Annotated in this window: 16 protein-coding genes and 2 pseudogenes; 11 read left to right on the top strand and 7 right to left on the bottom strand. The window is 43.5% G+C overall.

Going from position 1 to position 22,586, the window contains the following annotated elements:
• Nucleotides 1–4: 4 nt before the first annotated feature.
• From G1O98_RS22090 to G1O98_RS39300, 4 genes and pseudogenes are all read right to left on the bottom strand, one after another.
• Nucleotides 5–3,202, bottom strand: a complete 3,198-nt coding sequence (locus G1O98_RS22090) for a PAS domain S-box protein (protein WP_163931838.1) — start codon at nt 3,200–3,202, stop codon at nt 5–7.
• Between the two features lie 6 nt (nt 3,203–3,208).
• Entirely contained in the window at nt 3,209–3,706 is a 498-nt protein-coding gene (locus tag G1O98_RS40785) for a response regulator (RefSeq protein WP_345940576.1), read from the bottom strand.
• Nucleotides 3,698–3,853, bottom strand: a pseudogene (locus G1O98_RS40780) (Hpt domain-containing protein); the annotation flags it as partial. The pseudogene G1O98_RS40780 and the gene G1O98_RS40785, both read right to left, overlap by 9 nt.
• Before the next feature lie 15 nt (nt 3,854–3,868).
• A complete protein-coding gene (locus G1O98_RS39300; RefSeq protein ID WP_202985811.1) occupies nt 3,869–4,783 on the bottom strand; it encodes a response regulator transcription factor in 915 nt (304 codons plus the stop codon).
• A gap of 271 nt (nt 4,784–5,054) precedes the next feature.
• Here G1O98_RS39300 and G1O98_RS22080 point away from each other — a divergent pair, with 271 nt between their 5' ends.
• From G1O98_RS22080 to cheB, 10 genes are all read left to right on the top strand, one after another.
• Nucleotides 5,055–6,722 (top strand): IS1634 family transposase, encoded by a 1,668-nt coding sequence (locus G1O98_RS22080; protein ID WP_163931835.1) that lies wholly within the window; start codon nt 5,055–5,057, stop codon nt 6,720–6,722.
• Nucleotides 6,723–6,866: 144 nt separating this feature from the next.
• Nucleotides 6,867–7,205, top strand: coding sequence for a hypothetical protein (locus G1O98_RS22075; protein WP_163931832.1), 339 nt, complete (start codon nt 6,867–6,869; stop codon nt 7,203–7,205).
• Nucleotides 7,206–7,326: 121 nt separating this feature from the next.
• A complete protein-coding gene (locus tag G1O98_RS22070) occupies nt 7,327–8,895 on the top strand; it encodes a protein-glutamate O-methyltransferase CheR (RefSeq protein WP_163931830.1) in 1,569 nt (522 codons plus the stop codon).
• 40 nt (nt 8,896–8,935) lie between these two features.
• Nucleotides 8,936–10,384, top strand: coding sequence for a methyl-accepting chemotaxis protein (locus G1O98_RS22065; RefSeq protein WP_163931826.1), 1,449 nt, complete (start codon nt 8,936–8,938; stop codon nt 10,382–10,384).
• A 53-nt stretch (nt 10,385–10,437) separates the two neighbouring features.
• On the top strand, nt 10,438–11,508 hold the full coding sequence (locus G1O98_RS22060; protein ID WP_163931824.1) for a chemotaxis protein CheW: 1,071 nt from the start codon (nt 10,438–10,440) through the stop codon (nt 11,506–11,508).
• 91 nt (nt 11,509–11,599) lie between these two features.
• The gene (locus tag G1O98_RS22055) at nt 11,600–13,054 is read left to right on the top strand and encodes a CHASE3 domain-containing protein (RefSeq protein ID WP_163931820.1); all 1,455 of its coding nucleotides are present in this window, start codon (nt 11,600–11,602) and stop codon (nt 13,052–13,054) included.
• A gap of 93 nt (nt 13,055–13,147) precedes the next feature.
• Nucleotides 13,148–14,605: a methyl-accepting chemotaxis protein gene (locus G1O98_RS22050; protein WP_163931817.1), complete on the top strand. Its 1,458-nt coding sequence runs from the start codon at nt 13,148–13,150 to the stop codon at nt 14,603–14,605.
• A 271-nt stretch (nt 14,606–14,876) separates the two neighbouring features.
• Nucleotides 14,877–15,803: a CHASE3 domain-containing protein gene (locus G1O98_RS22045; RefSeq protein ID WP_163931813.1), complete on the top strand. Its 927-nt coding sequence runs from the start codon at nt 14,877–14,879 to the stop codon at nt 15,801–15,803.
• A 27-nt stretch (nt 15,804–15,830) separates the two neighbouring features.
• The gene (locus G1O98_RS22040) at nt 15,831–18,212 is read left to right on the top strand and encodes a hybrid sensor histidine kinase/response regulator (protein WP_163931810.1); all 2,382 of its coding nucleotides are present in this window, start codon (nt 15,831–15,833) and stop codon (nt 18,210–18,212) included.
• 59 nt (nt 18,213–18,271) lie between these two features.
• Entirely contained in the window at nt 18,272–19,405 is a 1,134-nt protein-coding gene (gene cheB / locus G1O98_RS22035) for a chemotaxis-specific protein-glutamate methyltransferase CheB (protein WP_163931807.1), read from the top strand.
• Nucleotides 19,406–19,453: 48 nt separating this feature from the next.
• Here cheB and G1O98_RS22030 read toward each other — a convergent pair whose 3' ends face one another.
• The 3 genes from G1O98_RS22030 to G1O98_RS22020 form a co-directional block, all read right to left on the bottom strand.
• A complete protein-coding gene (locus G1O98_RS22030) occupies nt 19,454–19,837 on the bottom strand; it encodes a response regulator (RefSeq protein ID WP_163931804.1) in 384 nt (127 codons plus the stop codon).
• Between the two features lie 96 nt (nt 19,838–19,933).
• Nucleotides 19,934–21,976 carry a GAF domain-containing protein gene (locus G1O98_RS22025; RefSeq protein ID WP_202985810.1) on the bottom strand — a complete coding sequence of 681 codons (2,043 nt, stop codon included), beginning with the start codon at nt 21,974–21,976 and terminating at the stop codon, nt 19,934–19,936.
• A 150-nt stretch (nt 21,977–22,126) separates the two neighbouring features.
• Nucleotides 22,127–22,279 carry an ATP-binding protein gene (locus G1O98_RS22020; protein ID WP_175586807.1) on the bottom strand — a complete coding sequence of 51 codons (153 nt, stop codon included), beginning with the start codon at nt 22,277–22,279 and terminating at the stop codon, nt 22,127–22,129.
• A gap of 91 nt (nt 22,280–22,370) precedes the next feature.
• On the opposite strand from G1O98_RS22020, the pseudogene G1O98_RS22015 reads away from it, so the two are divergent.
• Nucleotides 22,371–22,586 (top strand): annotated as a pseudogene (locus G1O98_RS22015) (IS4 family transposase); the annotation flags it as partial.

Raw genomic sequence — 22,586 nt, 5'->3', positions numbered from 1 at the left:
TCTGTTAGTGTTCTGCTATCAAAGGTAACGTAAAGTAAAAGCAACTTCCCTGTTTTAAAGCACTTTCTGCCCAAATATGACCGCCATGCTGTTGCACAATATTACGACAGATGGCTAATCCTAAGCCTGTCCCACCTTTTTTGCGCGAATCAGAAGCATCAACCTGCTGGAATCGCTCAAAGATACTCTCTAGCTGATTCATAGGGATGCCCCGTCCTTGATCGCGCACACTGATGAGGATATAGGGAGTGTAATGTAGGGTATCAAGTGACGGAGCCATTGGATGACGGAAATAAAAATGTTCTCCTTCTTTGCTCCCTCCGTTCGCACAGTCTCTTTGCTCGGAAAAGTTTTGATGCCTGGATTCGACTGCACCAATAGAAGAAGCCGTCCCTTGAAATTCTGTCTGCTTCTCTGCTTTGCAAATCTCAGCAGTCAGCCAAATCGTGCTGTTATTGGGGGAAAACTTGATCGCGTTACTCAAAAGATTAGTAAGTACCTGAAGGATGCGATCGCCATCAATTTCTAGGATGACAGATAAAACCTCGACGGACAGAGTAATGCCTGCCTGATTTGCTGCTAACTGCATAAAATCTACTGCCCGACGCATTAATTCTGCCAAATTCCAAGATTGATATTCCAATCTAATTTTGCCGAACTCCAAGCGTTCCAAATCTAAGATATCGTTCACCAGACGAGTGAGACGGTCAGTTTCTGTTGCAGCAATTTGTAACGTTTCTTGACCTCGTTTTGATTCTGGTTGAATTAACCCTGTTGATAGCAGTTCTAGTGCGCCACTAATAGAAGTCAACGGGGTACGCAATTCGTGACTAACAATCGAAATAAACTCAGCTTTCATCCGCTCTAGTTTATAACGTTCTGTAATATCTTCACCAATACTAATAGTACCAATAGGCTGCCCTTTCGCATTTCGCAGTAATGTATTGCTCCAGGCAATCATCCGCTCCTCACCTAGTTTAGTTACAATCGAGTTTTGATAATGTGGATGGAAGTTTTTTTCTAACACTTCCTCAAAGCAAAGCCGTACTGGATATTTTTGACTTTGTGGTAGGAAATAATCAAACCAGTATTTACCTAAAACTTCCTCTGGTGTATATCCGGTTAGTTGTAGGAAAAAAGGATTGATGTAATCTACATTGCCATTTTGGTCTAAACCGACAACAATCAGTTCTACGTTGTTAAGAAGCGAGTGCCAACGCCGATCGGATTCTTGGAGAATCGCTTCGGCTTGCTTGCGATCGCTAATATCTCGTCCTTCTGCAATCAGCAATTCAATCTGACTTGCCTCATCTAAAACTGGTTTAACGGAGAAATCAAATGTAGCGTAGCTTCCATCTGAACTTTGCACAGTGATCTCAGAACGATAAAATTTACCAGAAGCAGCTTGAGCGATCGCTGTTTTCGCAATCTCTTGAGTTTGGGCTGAAGCTGCCCAAGACGGAAATTCCCAAAGTGGGCGACCAATTACTGCTTCACGCTTAACATGAGCAAAATCCAGGGGTGCTTGATTTATCTCTAGTAGAGTATCATCTACTGTCAGTAGACCAATGAATTGAAAGGTTTGTTCAAAGATGGCGCGAAACTTCTGCTCACTCTTGAACAATGCCATCTCAGATCGTTTGCGATCGCTAATCTCAATTACAATTAATCCTACTCCAACTATTTGAGTGCTACTGTTGCTCCATATAATTGGAAAGTACGAAGATAACCAATACCGCATGACTCCAACTTGGCTAGGCACTGGAGCTACAATTTCTAAGTTGAGAATAGGCTGTCCTGTGATTAAAACTTGCTCTAAAAGGGGATTAATGGTAGAAGCCAGTTCTGGCAATATTTCTGTTGTCGTCTTCCCAAGGTGAGCCTCTACAGAACAGCCATTAATGTTTGCCAGGGATTCATTAATTTGGACAAATCGCATTTCTCGGTCGTGAATACATAACCCGATCGCTGCTAAAGATGCTCCGTTGAAAAAACTATTCAAAAAATCATTACTGCGTTGCAACTCTACCGTGCGTTCTGCCACCCGTTGTTCTAGTTCGGCGTTAAGTTGCCTGATTTGTATTTCTGTCTGTTTGCGTTCAGTAATATCTCTTGTAACTGCTAGCACGTAAGGCATTGCTTCATCTGGAGTTAGCAACGGAACTGCACGAGACTCTAACCAACGACGAGTGCCTTTGAGTCCAGTAATTTCAAACTCGAATGCGCCTATCTCTCCTTGTGCTACCTTTTGTAGAAATTCCAAAAATGCCTGTTGTTGAGTAGGTTCAATTAGTGGATAAATGCACTGTCCAAATACCTGATCTAAATTATCCGCTTCAATCATCGCCAGACCAGCAGGATTCATATTCTGTAAAATGCCATCTGTGGTGATTACTTTGACGCATTCGGGTTCAGCTTCAAAAATAGCCCGAAGTTTCTGTTCGCTCTGCATTAAGGCAGTTTCTGTTCGCTTACGCTCGTCGATATTTATTATTGTTCCAGTCATCCGCACTGGCTGGCCAATTTTGTTATAAAAAGTTTGTCCTCTACCTTCAACCCAATGAACACTGCCATCTGCCCAGATAATGCGGTATTCATGCTCATAAATACTATGTTCTAAAATTGCTTTTTGAACAGCCTGGTTCACTCCTTGGCGATCGTGAGGATGCATACAGGCATCAAATGTTTCATAACGACCATCAAATGTACCGCGAACGAACCCAAATAGCTTTTCATGTTCTGGAGTCCAAGTGATTTCTCCTGTCACTAGATTCCAATTCCACATACCCATTTCGGCAGCTTGCATGGCGAGTTGCAGTTGTTCTTTGCTTTCTTGTAAACGGCGATTGTTGAGCCGCTCAATTTGGTATTTTGCATTCTTCTGTTCTGAGATCAGGTAACTGATGAGAAACGCAACTAATACAGACAGACTTAATCGGATAAAATTGCCTTGGTCAGCAATTGCTAACGAATGGATTGGCTCTAAAAAGAAGTAGCTGACTGATAGGATAAAAAGAACTGTTGCTAGTAATCCTGGTTTCATGCCGCCATACCAGGCGCTAATAGCTATTGCAGCATAAAAGAAGGTGAAAGAAATAGATAATAGTAATGGCTGGAATAGCTGCGTTAAAACAGTCGCTGCAAAAACAGACAAAACTGCAACAGCATAGAGGTTTATCTGAAACCACATTCGCTCCAACATTACTGATTAGCCCCCCAAAGTCCGTAGTTTTTTCAAAACATTTGCATGTTCTAATCGACGTATCACCCGCGCTACCAATTCTGCGGCTCGAATCGGTTTACTGACATAATCATCTGCACCTGCCATAAACACCCGTTGTATCGTTTCATCATCTGTATTGGCAGAAATCATTAGAATCGGTAAGTCTCCCCAATGTAGATCGTTGCGAATTAGTTGGCAAAGGTCGATGCCGTTAATTTTTGGGATTTCGATGTCCAGCATCAGCAAATCTGGTCGTACCTTGTCTAAAGTTTGCCAAAACTGTTGACAATCACTCAATAATGTAATCTGAAAACCCCAAGGCTGTAACATGACTCGTAGAATATCTAATAGTTGGGCATCGTCATCCACAATCATTAACCGTGATCGCTGGGATAGCAAAAGCTTCTGAGGTAGAATACTATGATTTATTTTTTCATTGGATAACTCTGTCTTAGGTGATGATTGCTCTAATGCTTGCCGCAAACTAAATGTTAATTCAGCTAACTGTGCTTTCTGCTTTTGATCGAGGTTATCTATTGCATTAAAAAGTTCTTCAATTTCAAAAGATAGCTCCGACACACCATCTAAACCAAACAAACCTAATGAACCCTTAAGGGTATGGGCTTCTTGTTTTGCCTGCTGTTGTTATTCTTCAGTTAGAGTTTCGGTTTGTAAGGCAGAAACTGCCTGTTCAATCACACACAAGCGATTGAGATATTGTCCGCTATATTGCTCCCAAAACTGACTAATGCCCGAAACAACATCTTGCTGTTGAATTTGTTGATTGGGAGTAGACTGTTCAGATTGCCTCTGTATATCCTCTGTTTGTTTGTTATTCTTTTGGTCTTTTGCCTCTTTGCTTATCTGCGCTTCTTTCAACCGATATCCCAAACCATAAACGGTTTCAATGCAATCTTCAATGCCAAACTCTTTAAGCCTTTTGCGCAACCCTTTGATTTGTGCTCGAACTGCGTTTTCGGTTGGAATGTCCTCTAAAGCCCAAAGATGTTCAATTAACGTTCCGTGGCTGAAAATTCGCTCTTGATGACGCAAAAAAAGTTCTAGCAGTTTGTATTCCTTTGAACTGAGGTGGAATGGCTGCCCTTGATAACTAACTTGACACTTAATAGGGTTTAGTTGCAGTTGCTCCCACTCTAAAATGGGCGCTCTTTCACCATTCATTCTTCGTAATAATGCCCGAACCCGTGCTAGTAATTCATCTAAATCAAAAGGTTTAACTATATAGTCATCTGCTCCAGCATCTAGCCCTGCTACCCGATTGTTACTAGCATCCGTTGCCGTCATTAAAAGAATAGGGGTATTGTGGTTCAGTGATTGTGAGCGATAACTGCCTTCACGTCGTAAGCGTTGGCAAAAGCTAATTCCATCCAGCCTTGGGAGCATTATATCTAGCAAAATTATGTCGTATTCAAATACCTCTACTAAGTTCCATCCGGCTTGCCCATCCACTACCATCTCAACTAAGTAGTTTTGAGAACTTAAAGACTGTTTTAAGATATCAGCAAGCGGTTCATCATCTTCAATAAGTAAAACTCTCATAGGACAGTTTGAAACACTAGAAATTTAGCAAATGCTCTTATTTAAATAATTCCACTAACCAAAGTACTGTAACCCACATTCTGCACCTAAAACTGGCACACAAAGGAAGCAGTAAGTAAATCAAGAATATTGGTAAAAATTGAGACAAGAAAAACACAGAAGTAAAGTTAATAGCCAGAATCAGGGTAGAAGTCAAAAAATAAATAAAATTAGCACTCTATAAGCTTCCATCATGAAAAGCTAAAAATAGTTGATAGGATATAGTGTGAAAATGAATTCACCCTTGAGCATTGAAGTAAAAAACCTAAATCACCTGGGGATAATAGCAGGCATTATTGATGAAATAGGGTTGGTAGACCAAATAAATAAAATACTTGGACAGCACCCGCAGTCCAAAGTGAGTGCGGGTCAGGCGGTCAAAGCAATGGTACTAAACGGGTTAGGTTTTGTATCAGGAACATTATATATGTTTCCTAAATACATGGATAGTTATGCCTGTGAACACTTGTTAGGAGAAGGAGTATTACCAGAACATTTAAATGACGACAGATTAGGAAGAGTATTAGACCAATTATATTTAAAAGGATTAAGTGGAATCTTCACTTTGATAGCGTTAGCAGCAGTAAAAAAATATGGAGTGGATTTATCATCGCTACACTTAGATTCTTCTTCCTTGCACCTACACGGAGAATATAAAACTGGCTTACCCGCAGTAGCGTTTGAAAAAAATGCTTTCACAGAGAATGAAGATAAGATTCTAGAGTTAGCACCACAACCAATAAATATAACCTATGGTTATTCAAGAGATCATAGACCAGACTTAAAACAATTTATTATCGAGTTAATTTGTAGCAGTGATGGGGATATTCCTATCTTTTTAAAAGCAGCTTCAGGAAATCAATCAGATACAAAAACTTTTGCGAAAACTCTCGTGAATTTTCGAGAAAATATTGATATAGATGCGTTAATGGTAGCAGACAGCGCATTATATAGTGCCGAAAATCTGAATTTGATGAAAAACCTCAAATGGTTATGCAGAGTACCATTAACAGTAGGGTTAGCCAAGCAAATACTATTAGAAATAGACTCCCAAGATTTAATCCAAAGTGAAATAACAGGTTATTCATATATAGTCAAGTCTAGTAACTATGCTGGTATCGAGCAAAGATGGCTGATAGTTGAAAGTCAAGAACGGAAAAAAGCAGATTCTAAACAACTGATGCGCCGTGTTCAGCAAGCTCAAACAAATGCTTATCAAAAACTCACGAAATTATGTAATGAGGAGTTTGCTTGTCATCGAGATGCCAAAAAAGCTGCATTACATCTATCAGAGCAATTAAAATATCATCGTTTGACTGAGATTGAAATATCTAAAAAACAGTTAAATTCAGAGATTAAAAGCAAAAATAACTCTCAGACTAATTGGAAATGTTGCTATCAGATTTCAGCGCAGCTAGAACAGGATAAAGAGGCAATCGAAAAAGAAAATCGCGCTTCGGGAAATTTTATTTTAGCAACTAATGTTATTCATGAATCCCAACTGACTCACTCAGACATGATTAAAGAATATAAAGCTCAACAATCATGTGAGAGAGGATTTGCGTTTCTCAAAGACCCTTTATTCTTGACAGACAGCATATTTCTCAAATCACCGGAGCGCATTGAAGCATTATCTATGATTATGGGTTTATGTTTGTTGGTTTATACTTTAGGTCAAAGACAGTTACGTGAAAGTTTATTAGCTCAAAATCAAAAACTAAAAAACCAGTTAGGTAAACTCACATACCGCCCCACTCTCAGATGGATGTTTCAATGTTTTCAAGGTATTCATTTATTAATTATTAATGGGGTGTCACAAATATCAAATCTCTCTAATGAAAGATTCTTGATATTACAATTTTTCCCTAATGCTTGTCGTCGCTACTATTTATTAGTTTGATTGTTCTTTTACTCCAGCTTTCCTCTTATCATTTTTTTTGAGTTACTTATTCTATTTCCAGTAACTCTATTTTTTCATGCAGTATTTTTTATCACTATCCATTTGTTTCTCAACTCCAGTTTGATTTTTAACTTTCCATCCCTCATGACTTTGGTTTTTAATCAAAAACTAGCTCCTAAAATTCCTGCCATTTCTTTTGTGACAGTTTTAGGTGCGGAATGCGGGTTTTATCGGCGCTTGCGATCGCGCTTGGGTGCCCCAAAAGCCATCACCGCTACTGCCCACAAATTAGCACGCTTATTTTACCAAATATGGGCAACCACAGGACAATATTTAGACCCTGATATAGACTACTACCAGCAAAAATACCAAGAACAAGTTCTTAAAAGTCTCAGGAACAAAGCTAATGCTCTCGGTCTTGAACTTGTGCCAATTTCTCCATCTACGCTAAATACTTCATCCTCTCTAAACCATGCTACATAAGCTTTACGCAAAGTGTTTCTTCAGAGAAGGGTATATCGGTTCGATACCAAATATCATACAAATCCGAATAAAGAGATTGAAATGGGAAACCTAAGCGTATCAGCTCGAAAATCATGTAGTGATGAATCAGATTAGCGGCGATCGCCCCATTTTATTTGAACCCAATCCTCAACGCAATGATGACTTTAGTTTGTCACAGATGGTTGATCTGATTGCTGATATCTTCGGCATTCAGATCCAGCCACAGCATCAAGATACATTCAAGAAAAATCTTTTGACTCGCCTCCGGGCGCTGGGATTATCCTCACTCAATGATTACTACCAGCTTTTGCTGGCAACAAATCAATTAATTCCCAGCGCGACAGAGTGGCAAGAACTAATTTGTTTACTCACTGTCCCTGAAACTTATTTTTTTCGGGATCAGGGGCAGATATCGCTGCTCAAAAATCAGCTACTCCCAGAGTTCATCAAGCGAAAACGGGAGATTAGCTTAACTCAGTGCAACGCTGCCAATGGAGGATTTTATCGACCGGCATTACGGCTTTGGAGTGCTGGGTGTTCGACTGGTGAAGAAGCTTATTCACTTGCCATTCTGGTGAAGGAACTGATTCCCGACTATCAAGGATGGGACATTCTGATTTTAGGCACAGATATTAATCAATCTGCAATCGCCCTAGCTCAACAAGGAATTTACAGCGATTGGTCTTTTCGAGCAAGCACTCCAGAGATTAAAAGTCGCTACTTTCGATCGCACAAAAAAGGTTGGAAAATCGATCCGGCGATTCAAGCAATGGTAACGTTTCAACCTGGAAACCTGATGCAGGATAGCTACCCAGCTTACGCGTCCAACATTCACGATTTGGATTTGATTATTTGCCGCAATGTATTTATTTATTTTGACTTCAAGGCGATCGCACAAGTTATAGACAAATTTTACTGCTCTCTGGCACCGGGAGGGTTTCTGCTCACAGGTCACACAGAATTACATGGACAAAAAACTGAACCGTTTCAAATCAAAAATTTTCCGCAATCTGCGGTTTATCAGAGGCATAGCTCACTCGACGAGAAGAGTAAAGCCTTACATCTTCTAACCCCTGCCCCCAAACTTGAGAGCAGAGAAACCGAAATTTCTAAACCTTTTCTCCCCAGCTTAGGAACGGGTTTCGATGTCAGCATAAACACTCAACAAACCCTTTTAGATGCAGCCAAGGAATCGCTAACTCAAGAAGCTTATACCGATGTCATTCAAATAGCAAAACAACTGATTACTCTTACACCCCAACAGTTTCAGGCATATTGTTTGATGGCAGAAGCTTACGCGAATTTTGGCGATTACTCCCAGGCGAATCAGGCGTGTCAGCAAGCACTCCAGATTAACTCATTGGCAATTGAACCCTATCATTTGTTGGCTCAAATTGCCGAAGAGCAAGGAGATCATAAAAATGCAAAATTATTCTTAAAACGTATTATTTATCTTGCTCCCACTTCTGTTACTGCTCACCTGGAATTGGGTTCTATATATGAACGTGAAGGAAATGTAAAACAGGCTCAAAAAATCTGGCGATCGCTTCTAGAAATTTTGGAAAATCTACCCCAAGACCAAGCGATCGATGACAGTAGCCAAAAAAACACTGCTGAATTAAAAACACATGTCCTTGGGCAATTAGGAATGGAGACAAATAACAAATAACTGATATCTAATCATTTAAACCACTGCTAAAGAGTAACAAATGCTTAACAATTTCAAACTTAGAGAACAAATATTTTTGGGATTCTCACTCCCCGTCACCTTGCTGCTTGGCTTAAGCGGCATGATTTTTGTAGTGGGTAATCAAACGTCCCAAACGTTTAAAGAGGTAGGACGCGCTCAGGAGGTGATCATTGGAACAGACGACATGATTTTGAGAACATCGATGATGGCTCGTCAAGTACGGGGCTATCTCCTGGTTCAGAATAATAATCCTCTGCAAGAATTTGAGAAGCAGAAACAGCTCTATGACAAGGCGGTAGAAACTACAAAATCTTTCATTGATGACCCAGAGCAGAAAAAAGTTTTTGACCGGATGCTCAAACTGGGAAATGAGTATGATGACCTGTGCAAGGAAACCTTTCGTCTAGTTGAGCAAGGCAAGCTAAAAGATGCAACAACCTTATACTTGCAAGAATCGAAAACGGTTGTTGGAGAGCTAGATCAACTGAATACAGAATTTAATCAGCGTGAGAAAGAAATTTTAGCGCACTTGACTGAAACCACAGCGAATTCAATGCGCTATCTAATATTTGGCTCAGTGATTGTTGGTCTGTTAGGGCTAATTTTTTCAAGTGCAGCCGCTTCTCTGATTTGGGCAAGAGTGACCAAAACCGTGAATCGTTCGGTGGATGCGATCGCCAGTTCGACCTCAGAAATTGCCGCCGCCGTTGAGCAACAAGAGCGAACTGCTACTGAGCAAGCAACAGCTGTGAGCCAGACTACTGCCACTATGAATGAATTGGGGATTTCCTGCCGTCAGTCTGTAGAACAAGCGGACGTTGCGGCGATCAGCGCTCAACAAGTGTCTAATCTGGCATCCTCTGGCACGAAGGACGTAGCGCATACCTTAGAACACATGGCATTTCTTAAACAAAAGGTTGAGCAGATTGCGGAAGGAATTAAGAGATTGGGTGAACAAGCAGAACAAATTGGTAGCATTTCTACTTTAGTCGGAGATATTGCCAATCAGACCAATATGTTAGCCCTGAATGCGGCTGTAGAAGCGGTGCGGGCTGGAGAACAGGGCAAAGGATTTACTGTTGTGTCTAGTGAAATCCGCAAATTGGCGGATCAAAGCAAGCAGTCTGCTGAGAAAATTCGGGTGCTAGTGAGTCAGATTCAAGCTGCGATTAAAGCCACTGCCACTGTAACCGATGAAGGGACAAAGCAAGTAGAGCAAGGAGTCAAAACGGCTAAAGGAACAGATGAAACCTTTGCTGGCGTGGCTGATGCGATCAATAGTGTTTTCCTCAATAGTCAGCAAATTTCCCTAACTGCCAAGCAACAAGCCGTTGCGGTTCAGCAAGTAATTCAGGTGATGGACAACCTCAAAGTTGGAGCTGATCAAACGGCTTCTGGCATTGGTCAAACTAGGGTGGAAACAAAACAACTCAATGAGGTCGCGCTCAATCTCAAGGCTGTGGTTTAGCGCTACCAGCCGATGTCCCCCTGATTACTCCAGAATTTAAAATCAATATCGCTATGAATCATCAATCCTATTTAATGTTTAACCTGAATCGCTCACACTATGGCATTCCGGCTACAGCCGTGCAAGAAATCTTCTTTCTGCCAGAAGTGACAGCGATCGCAGAAACTCCTGAGACAATTTTAGGCGTGATTAATCTGCGCGGGAAGTTTCTCCCCGTGATGGATTTATATCAACGTTTAGAACAAACACGTCCCCCTTTTCAATTGACTGACAGCATGATTGTGCTGGAATGGGAGACTCAACGAATTGGAATTATCGTTAGTCAGGTAGATAGTGTGCAAGAGATCGCCCCCGATCAGATCGCTGCAAATATCTGTGGTGAGTCAAAAGAGAGTTTGCCGGATGGATTGGTAACTGGCATTGCCAACGTTGAGGAGGGCATCGTTACATTGCTTAATCCTGAGCTATTGGTGCAATATGCCTTTATAGAGACTGCTTTCAATCCAAATTCTGATTTTCACAACGGCTCAGACACACCAAAACACCCCTCTGATTCAGCCTTAAATCAGGGCTTATACGATCATTTCGATTCCCAGGAGCGACAGGTTTTTCGAGAGCGAACTGAAAGTCTGCGGTGTGCGATCGCTGACGAGGATTCGGCGTGGCTCTTGCCTCTAGCGGTTGTAGGGTTGGGGGGTGAGTACTTTGGGTTTAGTTTGGAAATGGTGCATGAGTTTACCGAGATTCACAAGATTACTCCGATTCCCTGCTGTCCGCCGCACATTGTTGGCAACATCAATTTACGGGGTGAAATTATCACCTTAATTAACATCAATGATGTAGTTAATCTGCCGATGAAGGGAGTGCGATCGCCTACGGGTACATCCCATCAGCAAGCGGTTGTCGTGCGCCTGGAGCAACGAGTGGCGGGGATTGCCGTCGATGATATTTTTGATGTGACGTATATTCATCCCTCCCAAATGACCCCGGCTCCAATTGCCCTGCATTCTGCCAAAGACGACTATCTCCAGGGGGTCGCACCTTACCGCGATCGGATGATGAGCATCATCAATTTGTTTAAACTGCTGACTTCAGAAGTGTTGGTTGTCAATGAAGAGGTCTAATACTAATTCGTAATTCGTAATTAAGAAGGTTTTACTTAGTCTGGGTTTCAGAGTTTGTAATTGTTTCATTATTTTCGTGAAATGGTCTAATATGCAATATAATTTCAAGCTCGGTCGAGTTGTTACCTTTGGGTTTGGTTCGGTATTTGTAGTCATGGTTGTGATTGGCATTGTCTCCAAGCTCACGACCAACAAGTTAGTAGAGTCCAATGGCTGGGTCAGCCACACTTACCAGGTTGAGGGACATCTAGAAAATATTAGCAAGCTACTAGCCGATGCCGAAACTGGACAGCGTGGCTTTATCTTAACCCAAAAGGCCAACTATTTGGAGCCTTACAACGCATCCGTTGCCAATTTTGAGAAAATCTTTGATGAGGTCAGCAAGCTGATTCAGGACAACCCGGAACAAGTGACACGGCTGAATCAGGTCAAGCAACTGGCAAAAGACAAAATGGCAGAACTTACTGAAACTATTGATTTGACACAGCAGGGAAAACGCCAGGAAGCCATGACTATCATCCTTTCCAATAAAGGCAAGCAGATCATGGATGAGATTCGGAGCAAACTAGCAGAGATGACGCAGATCGAGGATCGCTTGCTGGCAGACAGGCAACAGATAGCGCAGCAGACAGCATTCATGGCAGACTTGGTTTCCTTGGGAGGAACCACGATCGCAATCCTATTTGGCTCATTTGTATTGTTCTTCATTGCCAGGGAAATTGTGCGACCGATTATGCAGGTTGCCAACGCGATCGCCTCCTCATCCAATGAAATTGCGGCTACGGTTGAGCAGCAAGAGCGCACAGCCAATCAACAGGCAACCTCGGTCAGCGAAACCACCACCACAATGGATGAACTCAGCGCTTCTGCCCAACAGTCTGCCCAGCAAGCCGCGACTGCTTTCACCAGCGCTCAACAGGTTTTAAATTTGGCCGATCAAGGTAATCAAACGATTAGTCGCTCTCTGGAAGGGATGTCTGCCTTAAGTAATAGAGTCAGTACGGTAGCAGACCAAATGTTGCGCCTGAATGAACAAACCAAGCAAATTGGTAGTATTTCCGGGTTGGTGAGTGACTTAGCAAATCAGACTAATATGCTAGCGCTAAATGCAGCAGTAGAGGCAGTCCGAGCCGGGGAACAGGGCAAAGGGTTTGCAGTCGTCGCCGCCGAAATTCGCAAACTTGCAGATCAAAGTAAGCGATCGGCTGAAAAAATTAATGGGCTGGTGAATGACATTCAATCCGCCATCAACTCAACCATTGTGATGACAGATGAAAGCACAAAAACTGCTGAACAGGGGGCGGTAATGACTAAGCAGACGGTGGAAGTATTTAGTAATGTCACCGATGCCGTCAACGGTATGGTGTTGAATATTCAACAAATCTCCCTCAACGCCAATCAGCAAGCAACAGCTGTGCAGCAAATCTTACAGGCAATGAATGCCCTCAATAGCTCTGCCAGAGAAACAGCCAGTGGCATCAGTCAGACTCGCGTTAGCACTCATCAACTTAATGATGCAGCCTCCAAATTACAGAGTGTTGTGTAATTTTTCCTTGATGCAAAAGTCCGATCGCAAAGATTACAAATGATAGAAATATTGGAAAATCCTTGAACTCATTCATTCACAAAAGATAACAAGATGGAAAGTAAGCGAAATTGGAAACTGAGATACTGGATTATGAGCAGCTATGCGGTTCCCATTCTGGCATTGGTAATTTCTGCGGGGCTGATATTCATTAATATCAACCTGGTGAGTCAGCGAGCGCAGGATTTAGTTTCTTCCTATAACGTTAATTCAGCGATTAATGCCCTTGCCACGAATGTACAGAGCGGTTCTAAATCAGTTCGAGGCTATTTGTTAGAAAAAAATCAGACATCCTTCGACGAATACCAAAAATCTCAAAGAAGCTTCAATGAGCTTTTGTCAAAGCTAATGTCACTTGCCAGAACAGAGCAAGAGCAACAGTCATTAACCAGGCTAGAGGGGCTGCTGAATAATTTAATGGTTGTCGAGGATGATTTGATTGGCAAAGTGAATCAAAGCAAGGTTCAGGAAGCTATTGAAACCTGGAGTAACGAAAATGCCCGCAGTATGGTTGATCGTCTGACAAGTGCGATCAATGAAATTCAGCACCGAGAAGACCAGAATGTGATCGTGGCTGCCAAGCAACAGCAAGCAGCGCTTGATAGGCTCAAGCTCACAATTCTGTCCGCGACTGGACTTTCCTTGCTGTTGTCGGTTTTGACTGGCATCTGGATAATTAGCCGCACTGCTCGACGGATAAATGAATCAGCCAGTGCGATCGCCACCTCGACCGCTGAAATTGCCGCCACAATCGAGCAACAAGAACGCACTGCCAACCAACAGGCAGTCTCGGTCAGCGAAACCACCACTACAATGGACGAACTCAGCGCCTCTGCTCAACAGTCTGCCCAGCAAGCATCCACTGCCTCAACCAGCGCTCAACAGGTCTTAAATTTGGCAGATCAAGGCAATCAATCACTGAACCGCACCCTGGAAGGAATGGCAGCCTTGAGCCACAGAGTCAGTGCAGTAGCAGACCAAATGCTGCGCCTGAACGAACAAACAAAGCAAATTGGCAGTATTTCCGGGTTGGTAAGTGACCTAGCAAATCAAACCAATATGCTAGCGCTAAATGCAGCAGTAGAGGCAGTCCGCGCGGGGGAACAGGGCAAGGGCTTTGCAGTCGTCGCCGCCGAAATTCGCAAACTGGCAGACCAAAGCAAGAAATCAGCTGAAAAAATTAATGTGCTGGTCAATGATATTCAATCCGCCATCAACTCAACCGTTGTGATGACAGATGAAAGTACAAAAACTGCTGAACAGGGGGCGGCAATAACTAAGCAGACGGTGGAGGTCTTTACCAGTGTTACCGAGTCCGTCAACCGGATGGTGTTGAATATTCAGCAAATCTCGCTAAATGCTAGCCAGCAATCCACTGCGGTTCAGCAAATTTTACAGGCAATGAATGCACTCAATAACTCTGCTAGAGAAACAGCCATCGGCATCAGTCAGACTCGCGTTAGCACTCACCAACTCAATGATGCAGCCTACAAACTACAGAGTGTTGTGTAATCTTCCCTTGATGCAACGAAGAGGCAGGGGGCAGGGAGCAGGGAGCAGGGGGAAATGACCCCATCAAGAACTGCTGTGAAGCCTACTGTTACACACAAATTTTTTAGAGTTACTGCGTAGTTAATTTTTGCAGGTCGATGCAATAAAGGTGCAGATCAAGAGACTTGTGTGTATACCGTAGCTTTAAGCATGGGGTCAATCTAAAATCCAAAATTGTGTAATAGCAATATCTGGAAATCCTTGAACTCGTTCACTCACAGAACATAACAAGATGGAAAGCAAGCGAAACTGGAGACTAAGATACTGGATTATTGGCGGCTATGCTGTTTCCGTGCTGGCATTGTTAATTTCTGCTGGAGCAACAATCATCAATATCAACACGGTGAACCACCGATCAGAAAATTTACTGTCTTCTTATGAGGTCAATTCAGCAATTGATGATTTTGCTGTTAGTGTGCAAAGTGGTTCTAAATCAACCCGGGGCTATTTATTAGAAAAAAATCAGCAATCCCCTGAGAACTACCAAAAGACACGAAAGAACTCCAGGGACTTTTTAGCAAAACTGATCGCACTTGCCAGATCGCAACAGGAGCTACAATCTTTAACCAAATTGGAAGAACTGCTGAATAAACTGCTTGCTTTTCAAGACATCCTGATTGAAAAGGTGGATGAGGGCAAAGTCAAAGAAGCCATTGAAACCTGGAGCAAGGGAAATGCCCGTGCTCTAGTTCAGGATGTCGTAGACATGATTGAAGAAATGCAGCAGCGAGAAGATCAGATTTTTGCAACCACCGCGAAACAGCAGCAAGAGGCGCTCAATGCCCTCAAGTTCACGGTGATGCTAGCAAGTGGACTCTCCCTAAAGATTAGCACCTTGGTAAGGGACATTCAATCTGCCATCAGCATGACTGTCGTTGTCACCCATGAAGGCACTAAAACTGTAGAAGAAGGGACGCGAGTTGCCCAGGAAACGTCAGAATCCTTTGCTGGTGTAGAAGGTGCAGTGAATAACATTGTCATCAACAGTCAACAGATTTCACTCAATATTAACCAGCAACCGATCGCCATTCAGCAAATTGTCTCTGCCATGAATGACTTGAATATTGCTGCGCGTGAAACTGCCAGTGGCATTAGCCAGATCCGCTTTGGTACTCAACAACTAAACGAGTCAGCGCAAGCATTCAAGGCAATTATTTAGTCGCTCAACCCCTAACTACTTAAAACTATGATGATCGATGATGAAGAACTGAGAGACGTTTTCAAAGTAGCCAGCGAAGAACACCTGCAAAATCTGGATGATGGATTGCTGCATCTGGAAAACCATCCCGACGATTTGGCTGTCCTGGAAGCCTTGATGCGAGAGGCGCATTCCCTAAAAGGCGATGCCAATATGCTGGGAGTAAAAGATGTAGGCACTCTGGCACATCAAATTGAGCATATTTTGACTCAACTCAAGCAACAAGAAAACCCTGCATCCTCGTTGGGCAATGCTACAACAGACTCACCCTATGAACGCCTTGCTCATGCGATCGCTGCTATCCGCAAACTCGTTCATGAAGCCGTCACCGGAGAACCTGCCAGGGTTGATACCTTTTCTGTTCTGGCAGAATTGATGGGAGCGCAGCCAGGAAAAAGGGAAGATAATCCAAGTCAAGAACCAGAAGTCAACAGTATTGAAGTCACAATCACAGTAAAAAACAATACTTTTGATAGTAATCAAGAGCCAAAGGAAAACGGAGCAATCCAAAATCGTTCGACTGAGCGACTTGTGCCGAGCATCTCGACTTCTCTGCGAGACGCTACGCGAACGCTCGATGGAACCAGAGCCGAGGTAAGCCGAAGTCCAAAATCCCTCACCAATAGCTACCGCATCGAAACCATCCGCGTTGGCACTCGCCATCTGGATACGTTGATGACGCAAGCAGGGGAGTTAACTGTAACCAAAATTCGGATTGCTCATCGACTGAGAGAAATTGAAGCGATCGCTAATCTGTGGGAAGAATGGAACCGAGATTTGTTCACTAATCGGTTTGCGTTCAGCCGAGAGCAACAGGGTAACGTCGCCTTCCAACGTCTGGAAACCTTTCATCATCACTCTGAAGAACGATTAGAGCAATTGGGTCATTTGGTGAAAACCCTGCGGAGTTCCCTTTCGGAAGACACAACCCGACTGGAACAACTAAGTGGCGATCTAGAAGAGGGTATTCGTACCCTGCGATTGCTGCCCTTTGCAACGATTTTCAACCTCTTCCCCCGGATGGTACGCGATCTGGCGCAGCAGCAGGGAAAATTGGTGGAGTTGATCCTCGAAGGCAAAGATACCCTTGCCGACAAACGCCTGTTGGAAGAAATGAAAGATCCGCTAATGCACATCCTGCGAAATGCGATCGATCACGGAATTGAGCCACCACAGGAACGGGAACGGCTAGGAAAATCCACAACGGCAACAATTCGGCTCAGGGCTTACCAGACTCCCACTAACATTGTGCTGGAAATCAGTGATGATGGACGGGGGCTTAACCTGGATAAAATCAAACAAATAGCGGTGAAGCGGGGCATTTGCGGGGAGGAAGAATCGGCAGCAATGACTCCCAGCCAGATCCAGGCGTTGATCTTCGCACCGGGGTTTTCAACAGCTCCCCAAGTTACAGAAGTATCAGGACGGGGTGTGGGGCTGGATGTAGTGCAAACCAATGTCGAGAAATTGAAAGGTACGATTGAGGTGGAATCGTTTCCCGGACTGGGATGCACACTGCGCGTCAATCTCGGTATCACCTTAGCAACTGCCCATGTCTTGATTGTGCAAGTGAATCAAATGCCCTACGCCATCCCAGTGGAGTTTGTACAAACTGCTTGCTTGATCAAATCAGAAGAGATTTTCCCCTTGGAGGGACGCGACACGATAATTCGGGATAGCAAACCCATTTCGGTTGTGCAATTGGCTGATCTATTAGAATTGCCGCCGATGCCATCTGAATTAACTCAAGAAACGGCACTTTCCTGTATTATTCTCCAGGTTGGGCAAGCACAACTGGGTATAGTGGTGGATACCTTAGTGGATGAGCAAGATGTACTGATTAAACCCCAAAGTCAGTTACTTAAACGAGTCCGCAATGTTTCTGGAGCAACAATTTTAGGCACTGGAGATGTGTGTATGGTGCTGAATCCCCAGGATTTGGTCAAGTCAGCCCGATCACGATCGCAGTCCATCTCTTCTACCCAAACTCGTCAACTTGCGCCTACAAAACCAACCGTCTTATTAGTGGAAGATTCTATTGCCACACGCACTCAAGAAAAGCGGATTTTAGAAACCGCAGGTTATCAAGTGATTACTGCTGTGGATGGTTTGGATGGATTGAACAAGCTGCGATCGCACACCGTTGATGCCGTTGTTAGCGATGTGCAAATGCCGAATCTCGATGGCTTGGGGTTAACTGCCAAAATCCGCCAATATCAAGAATATAGCGAACTTCCAATTATCCTGGTTACTTCCCTTGCCAGCGATGAAGATAAACGTCGGGGTGCGGAAGCCGGAGCCAATGCCTACATTATCAAAGGCAGCTTTAATCAAGAAGCCTTGCTGTCAGCCCTCAAACGGTTAGTGTAGAGGTTTTCGGATTGAATGAAGAATAATTTTATCGTAAAATCTCAACTTACTGTCAATTGATGAAAAACTCTGCCCCGATTCGCGTCTTTCTGGTGGAGGATTCCCTCGTCGCCTTAACCATCCTCAAGCGGATTCTGGCGAGTTCCCTGGAAGTAGATGTGGTGGGAACTGCTCCCAACGGCGTGGAAGCATTGGAGCGAATTCCAGCCGCACAGCCCCAGGTAATCTGCACCGATCTACACATGCCCAAAATGGATGGACTGGAACTCACCCGCCGGATTATGACAGACTATCCCCGTCCTATTCTGGTAATCAGCACCTCCGTCAACACCCAAGAAGATTCCCGCAATGTTTTTAAACTGCTGCAAGCGGGTGCTTTAGATGTTTTTCCCAAACCCAACATTGACTCACTTTCAGACTATGAACACATCAAGCACGAATTAATCAACCGGATCAAAGTTCTGGCAGGGGTTACAGTCTTTACTCGCCACACTTCCCGAACTGCGACGGTAGAACCTAGAACGCATCCTGTTAGCCCTAAAAAAAAGCCAGAACCATTTAGCCCAAAACCTGTCAGTAACTCGCAATTCTCCATTCGTAATTCCCCATCCCTGCCCAAAATCGTGGCGATCGGAGCCTCCACAGGCGGCCCCCAGGCATTGTACGCGATCTTAAAACAACTGCCTGCCAACTTTCCCGTACCCATTCTGTGCGTCCAACATATCAGCGAAGGATTTCTGCAAGGACTGGTAGATTGGCTGGCAGCAGAATGTTTCCTGCGCGTGACGATCGCCCAACCGGGAGAATTTCCCAAACCGGGTACTGTCTACTTCGCTCCCGAACGACAACACCTGCAACTCGACACTCAAGGGCGATTAAGCACCATCAGCACCCCTGCCGTTTCCGGGCATCGTCCCTCCGTCACAGCTTTGTTTCAAGCCGTTGCCACCTGCTACCCGCGATCGGCGGTTGGTATTTTGCTGACTGGCATGGGACGCGATGGTGCAGATGGGTTACAAGCGATCGCCCAAGCCGGAGGCACTACCATTGCCCAGGATGAACAAACGTGCGTTGTCTTTGGGATGCCCAAAGAAGCGATCGCTCTGGGAGCCGCCCAACATATTTTGGCGATCGGCGAAATTGCTCCTATGCTATTGAATCGAATCTGCTACATCAACTCTAGACATTCTTAGACATGCTTTCGTCCATTTGACGTTTTATCGTCTGTGTAATATCTGTAATCAGGAGCTAATAAATTTTCGTACAGCTTCGCGCAATTGTTCAGCATCAAAAGGTTTGATTAGATATTCTGTTGCACCCGCCAGATGACCCTTCACCCGGTCGAAGGGGGAATCTTGAGAAGTTACCATAATCACAGGCAAATGCTGAAATTGCGGCAGGCTTCGCACTGTGCGGCAAAACTCCAACCCGTTTACATCCGGCATCTGCACATCCAATAGCAAGACTGAAATCCGTTGATGATAAATGATCGACAGAGCATCAAGTGCGTTAGCGGCTGTTATTACTTGATAGCCCGGTTCTAACGCTCGTTTAATCATTTGATGAATCACAGGGCTATCATCAAGCGCGAGAACAATCGGTGAGCTTGTCGTACCATTTGACATACTTTACAGTCGATGAGTCAATCATCGTTGGCGTTTACCCTAGCATTCCCAAAGAAAGACTTGAATAACTGATATTTTGATAATTTTATACACACTTCAAGTCCTTTTAACCAGAGGCTCAACCGGAATTTGAATCAAGAACTCGCTGCCTTTCCCAAGTTCTGAGGAGCATTTTAAAATGCCACCATGTTTTTCAACCACAATTTGGTAGCTGATGGACAGTCCTAGCCCGGTTCCCTTGCCGATGGGTTTGGTGGTGAAGAATGGATTGAAGAGTTTTTGCTGGGTTGTTTCTGTCATCCCAGAACCGTTATCTCGAATCCGAATCACTACACTATCTGCGTGGGAAACTTGAGATAGATCGGAACTACCCGATTTTTCTCTACTAATCAGTTCTGTTTGAATGGTAATGATCGGATTAGGCGTTTCATCTAAGGCATCGATCGCATTACCCAAAAGATTCATAAATACTTGATTCAATTGCCCCGCATAACAATCAACAGGTGGTAAATTTTCGTATGCTTTAATCACTTGAATCTCAAACTTGGCACTGGTTAATTTCAAGCGACTCTTCAAAATCAACAACGTGTTTTCAATCCCTTCATGGATATCCACAGGTTTCATCTCGGCTTCATCCAGACGCGAGAAGTTCCGCAAAGATAAGACAATTTGCCGAATTCGTTCTGCACCCATTCGCATGGACGACAATAGATTAGGCAAATCTTGTGTTAAAAAATCAAAGTCGATGTCCTCCATCTTTTCCTGAATAGCACCAGTTGCATTGGGATAACTTCCCTGATAAAGACGCAATAGTTCCAGTAAATCCCGAACATAGTCGGTTGCATAAGCAATATTACCGTTAATAAAGTTGACCGGGTTATTGATTTCGTGGGCAACTCCGGCTACCAATTGTCCCAGGCTCGACATCTTCTCTTGCTGTATCAGTTGCATTTGAGTTTGCTGTAACTGACTCAGGGCGTTCCCTAGATAGGTGGCTTGAGTTTGAGCGGCAAAGGCGGTTGCTCGTGTTTGGGCAAGCAGTTCTGCTTGATCGAGAGCGATCGCTACTTGATCGGTGACAGCTTTGAGTAACCGAACTTCGCTATCAGTCCATTGGCGCGAACCACGACAGTGATGGCAAATAATAGCACCCAATTGACTAGAATGGGTTCTCAGTGGCAGCAACAGCATTGAGGTGACTGCCAGTTGATGCAGCAGGGCGCGATCCTCCAAGGTGAGTGCTTCTGAGGTAGTAGAAACATCCTCAATTCGTAGCATATCTAGGTTTAAGATAGTTTCTGCTAGAACGGAGCCATGCCCAAGAGGAAGTTCTCCTAGCGCCATCTGGATCTCTGGGTTAGTCGCTTCGTGAGTCACCATAAAGTTGAACTGATCTTTGTTGGGCAGACACCACACAAAGTCACAACGATCGACTTGCAACAGAGTATGAATCTCATTTACTGCCGTTTGTAGAATCGTGTCCAGATCCAGAGAATTACGGATTTGATTTGCCAGATTAAACAGAATTGAATCTTGTTGACCAACCAATTCCTGAGTAATCAATTGCTGCTTTAGTTGTTTGATTTCCGGGATCATTTGACGCAGCTTTGTGGTGTTGCGTTTTAGCTCCAATTGCGCTATTACTTGGTGGCTGAGTGTCTGTAATCCTTTCTGCTGTTTCTGGCTCAGATTGCGCGGTTCAAAGTCCATGACGCAGAGTGTACCCAGGACACAACCGCCAGCCGTTACCAGAGGGACTCCGGCATAAAACCGGATATTGGGAGCATTTATAACGAAGGGATTGGTGGCAAAGTGGGGTTCGGCCAGAGTATCTGGAATCACAAAGACATCTGATTGGCAAATGGTGTGGTTACAAAACGCCAGGTCTCGGCGAATTTCTGTTAATGTGATTCCGACTTTAGACTTAACCCACTGGCGATCGGCTCCGATAAAACCCACCAACGCCATTGGAGTTTGGCACAGATCGGCTGCCAGTGCCGTCAATTCATCCAATGCCTGATTGGGTGCCGTATCCAAACCCTGAAACTGATATACTGCTTTAAGTCGTGTCAGTTCGTTGGTGCAGGGCATCGTTGTGCAGGAGAGCATGGAATCAATTAATAATTTAGGAATTTTCATAGTTTTTTTAATTAAGGTGCGAGCGCTAATGTAACAGTGAAACAGGTACATTTGTAATCACTACTTTAAGTTTTTCTAAAGCTTTAGATTTGATAAGTGGTTATTTTGTAGCAATACAAATTATGAATGCAAGCTTAAGTATAACGCCGTTCACTTCGATACGGTTAATGGCAAGCAGATTGTAAAACTTATCCAGCCCTGACTGCTTGTGACTTCAATTGTGCCTTGGAGATATTGCACCAGCTTTTTCACCAAAGCTAATCCTAATCCTGTATCAGTATTTTGTACCTTGCGGGGGGACAAAATTGTTTAGAATGCTTATATTGCAAAGAGTGTAGCATTTTGTGGTAAAAGAAAAAGAGCCTTCATTTGCAACAAGGTCTATTTAATGATAATGTTACCAGAATTCTACGAAACAAACCTCAAGCGAGAATTGGGACGTGCAGAATATTTATTACTAAAAATTCTGATTAATTTATTACAATCAATAAAAACTGTTAGCATTGAAGCACTGGCTACTGCTTTACCTATCCCTATATTTTTTGAAAGTAGAAGAAAGAAAATTCAAAGATTTTTGTCTTTAAATTACATAAATATTGAAGAAATTTGG

Source organism: Nostoc sp. UIC 10630 (assembly GCF_010747425.1).
Lineage (GTDB): Bacteria > Cyanobacteriota > Cyanobacteriia > Cyanobacteriales > Nostocaceae > Nostoc.
Note: the sequence above shows the minus strand (reverse complement) of the source record. Positions and strands in the feature narration are given on the sequence as shown.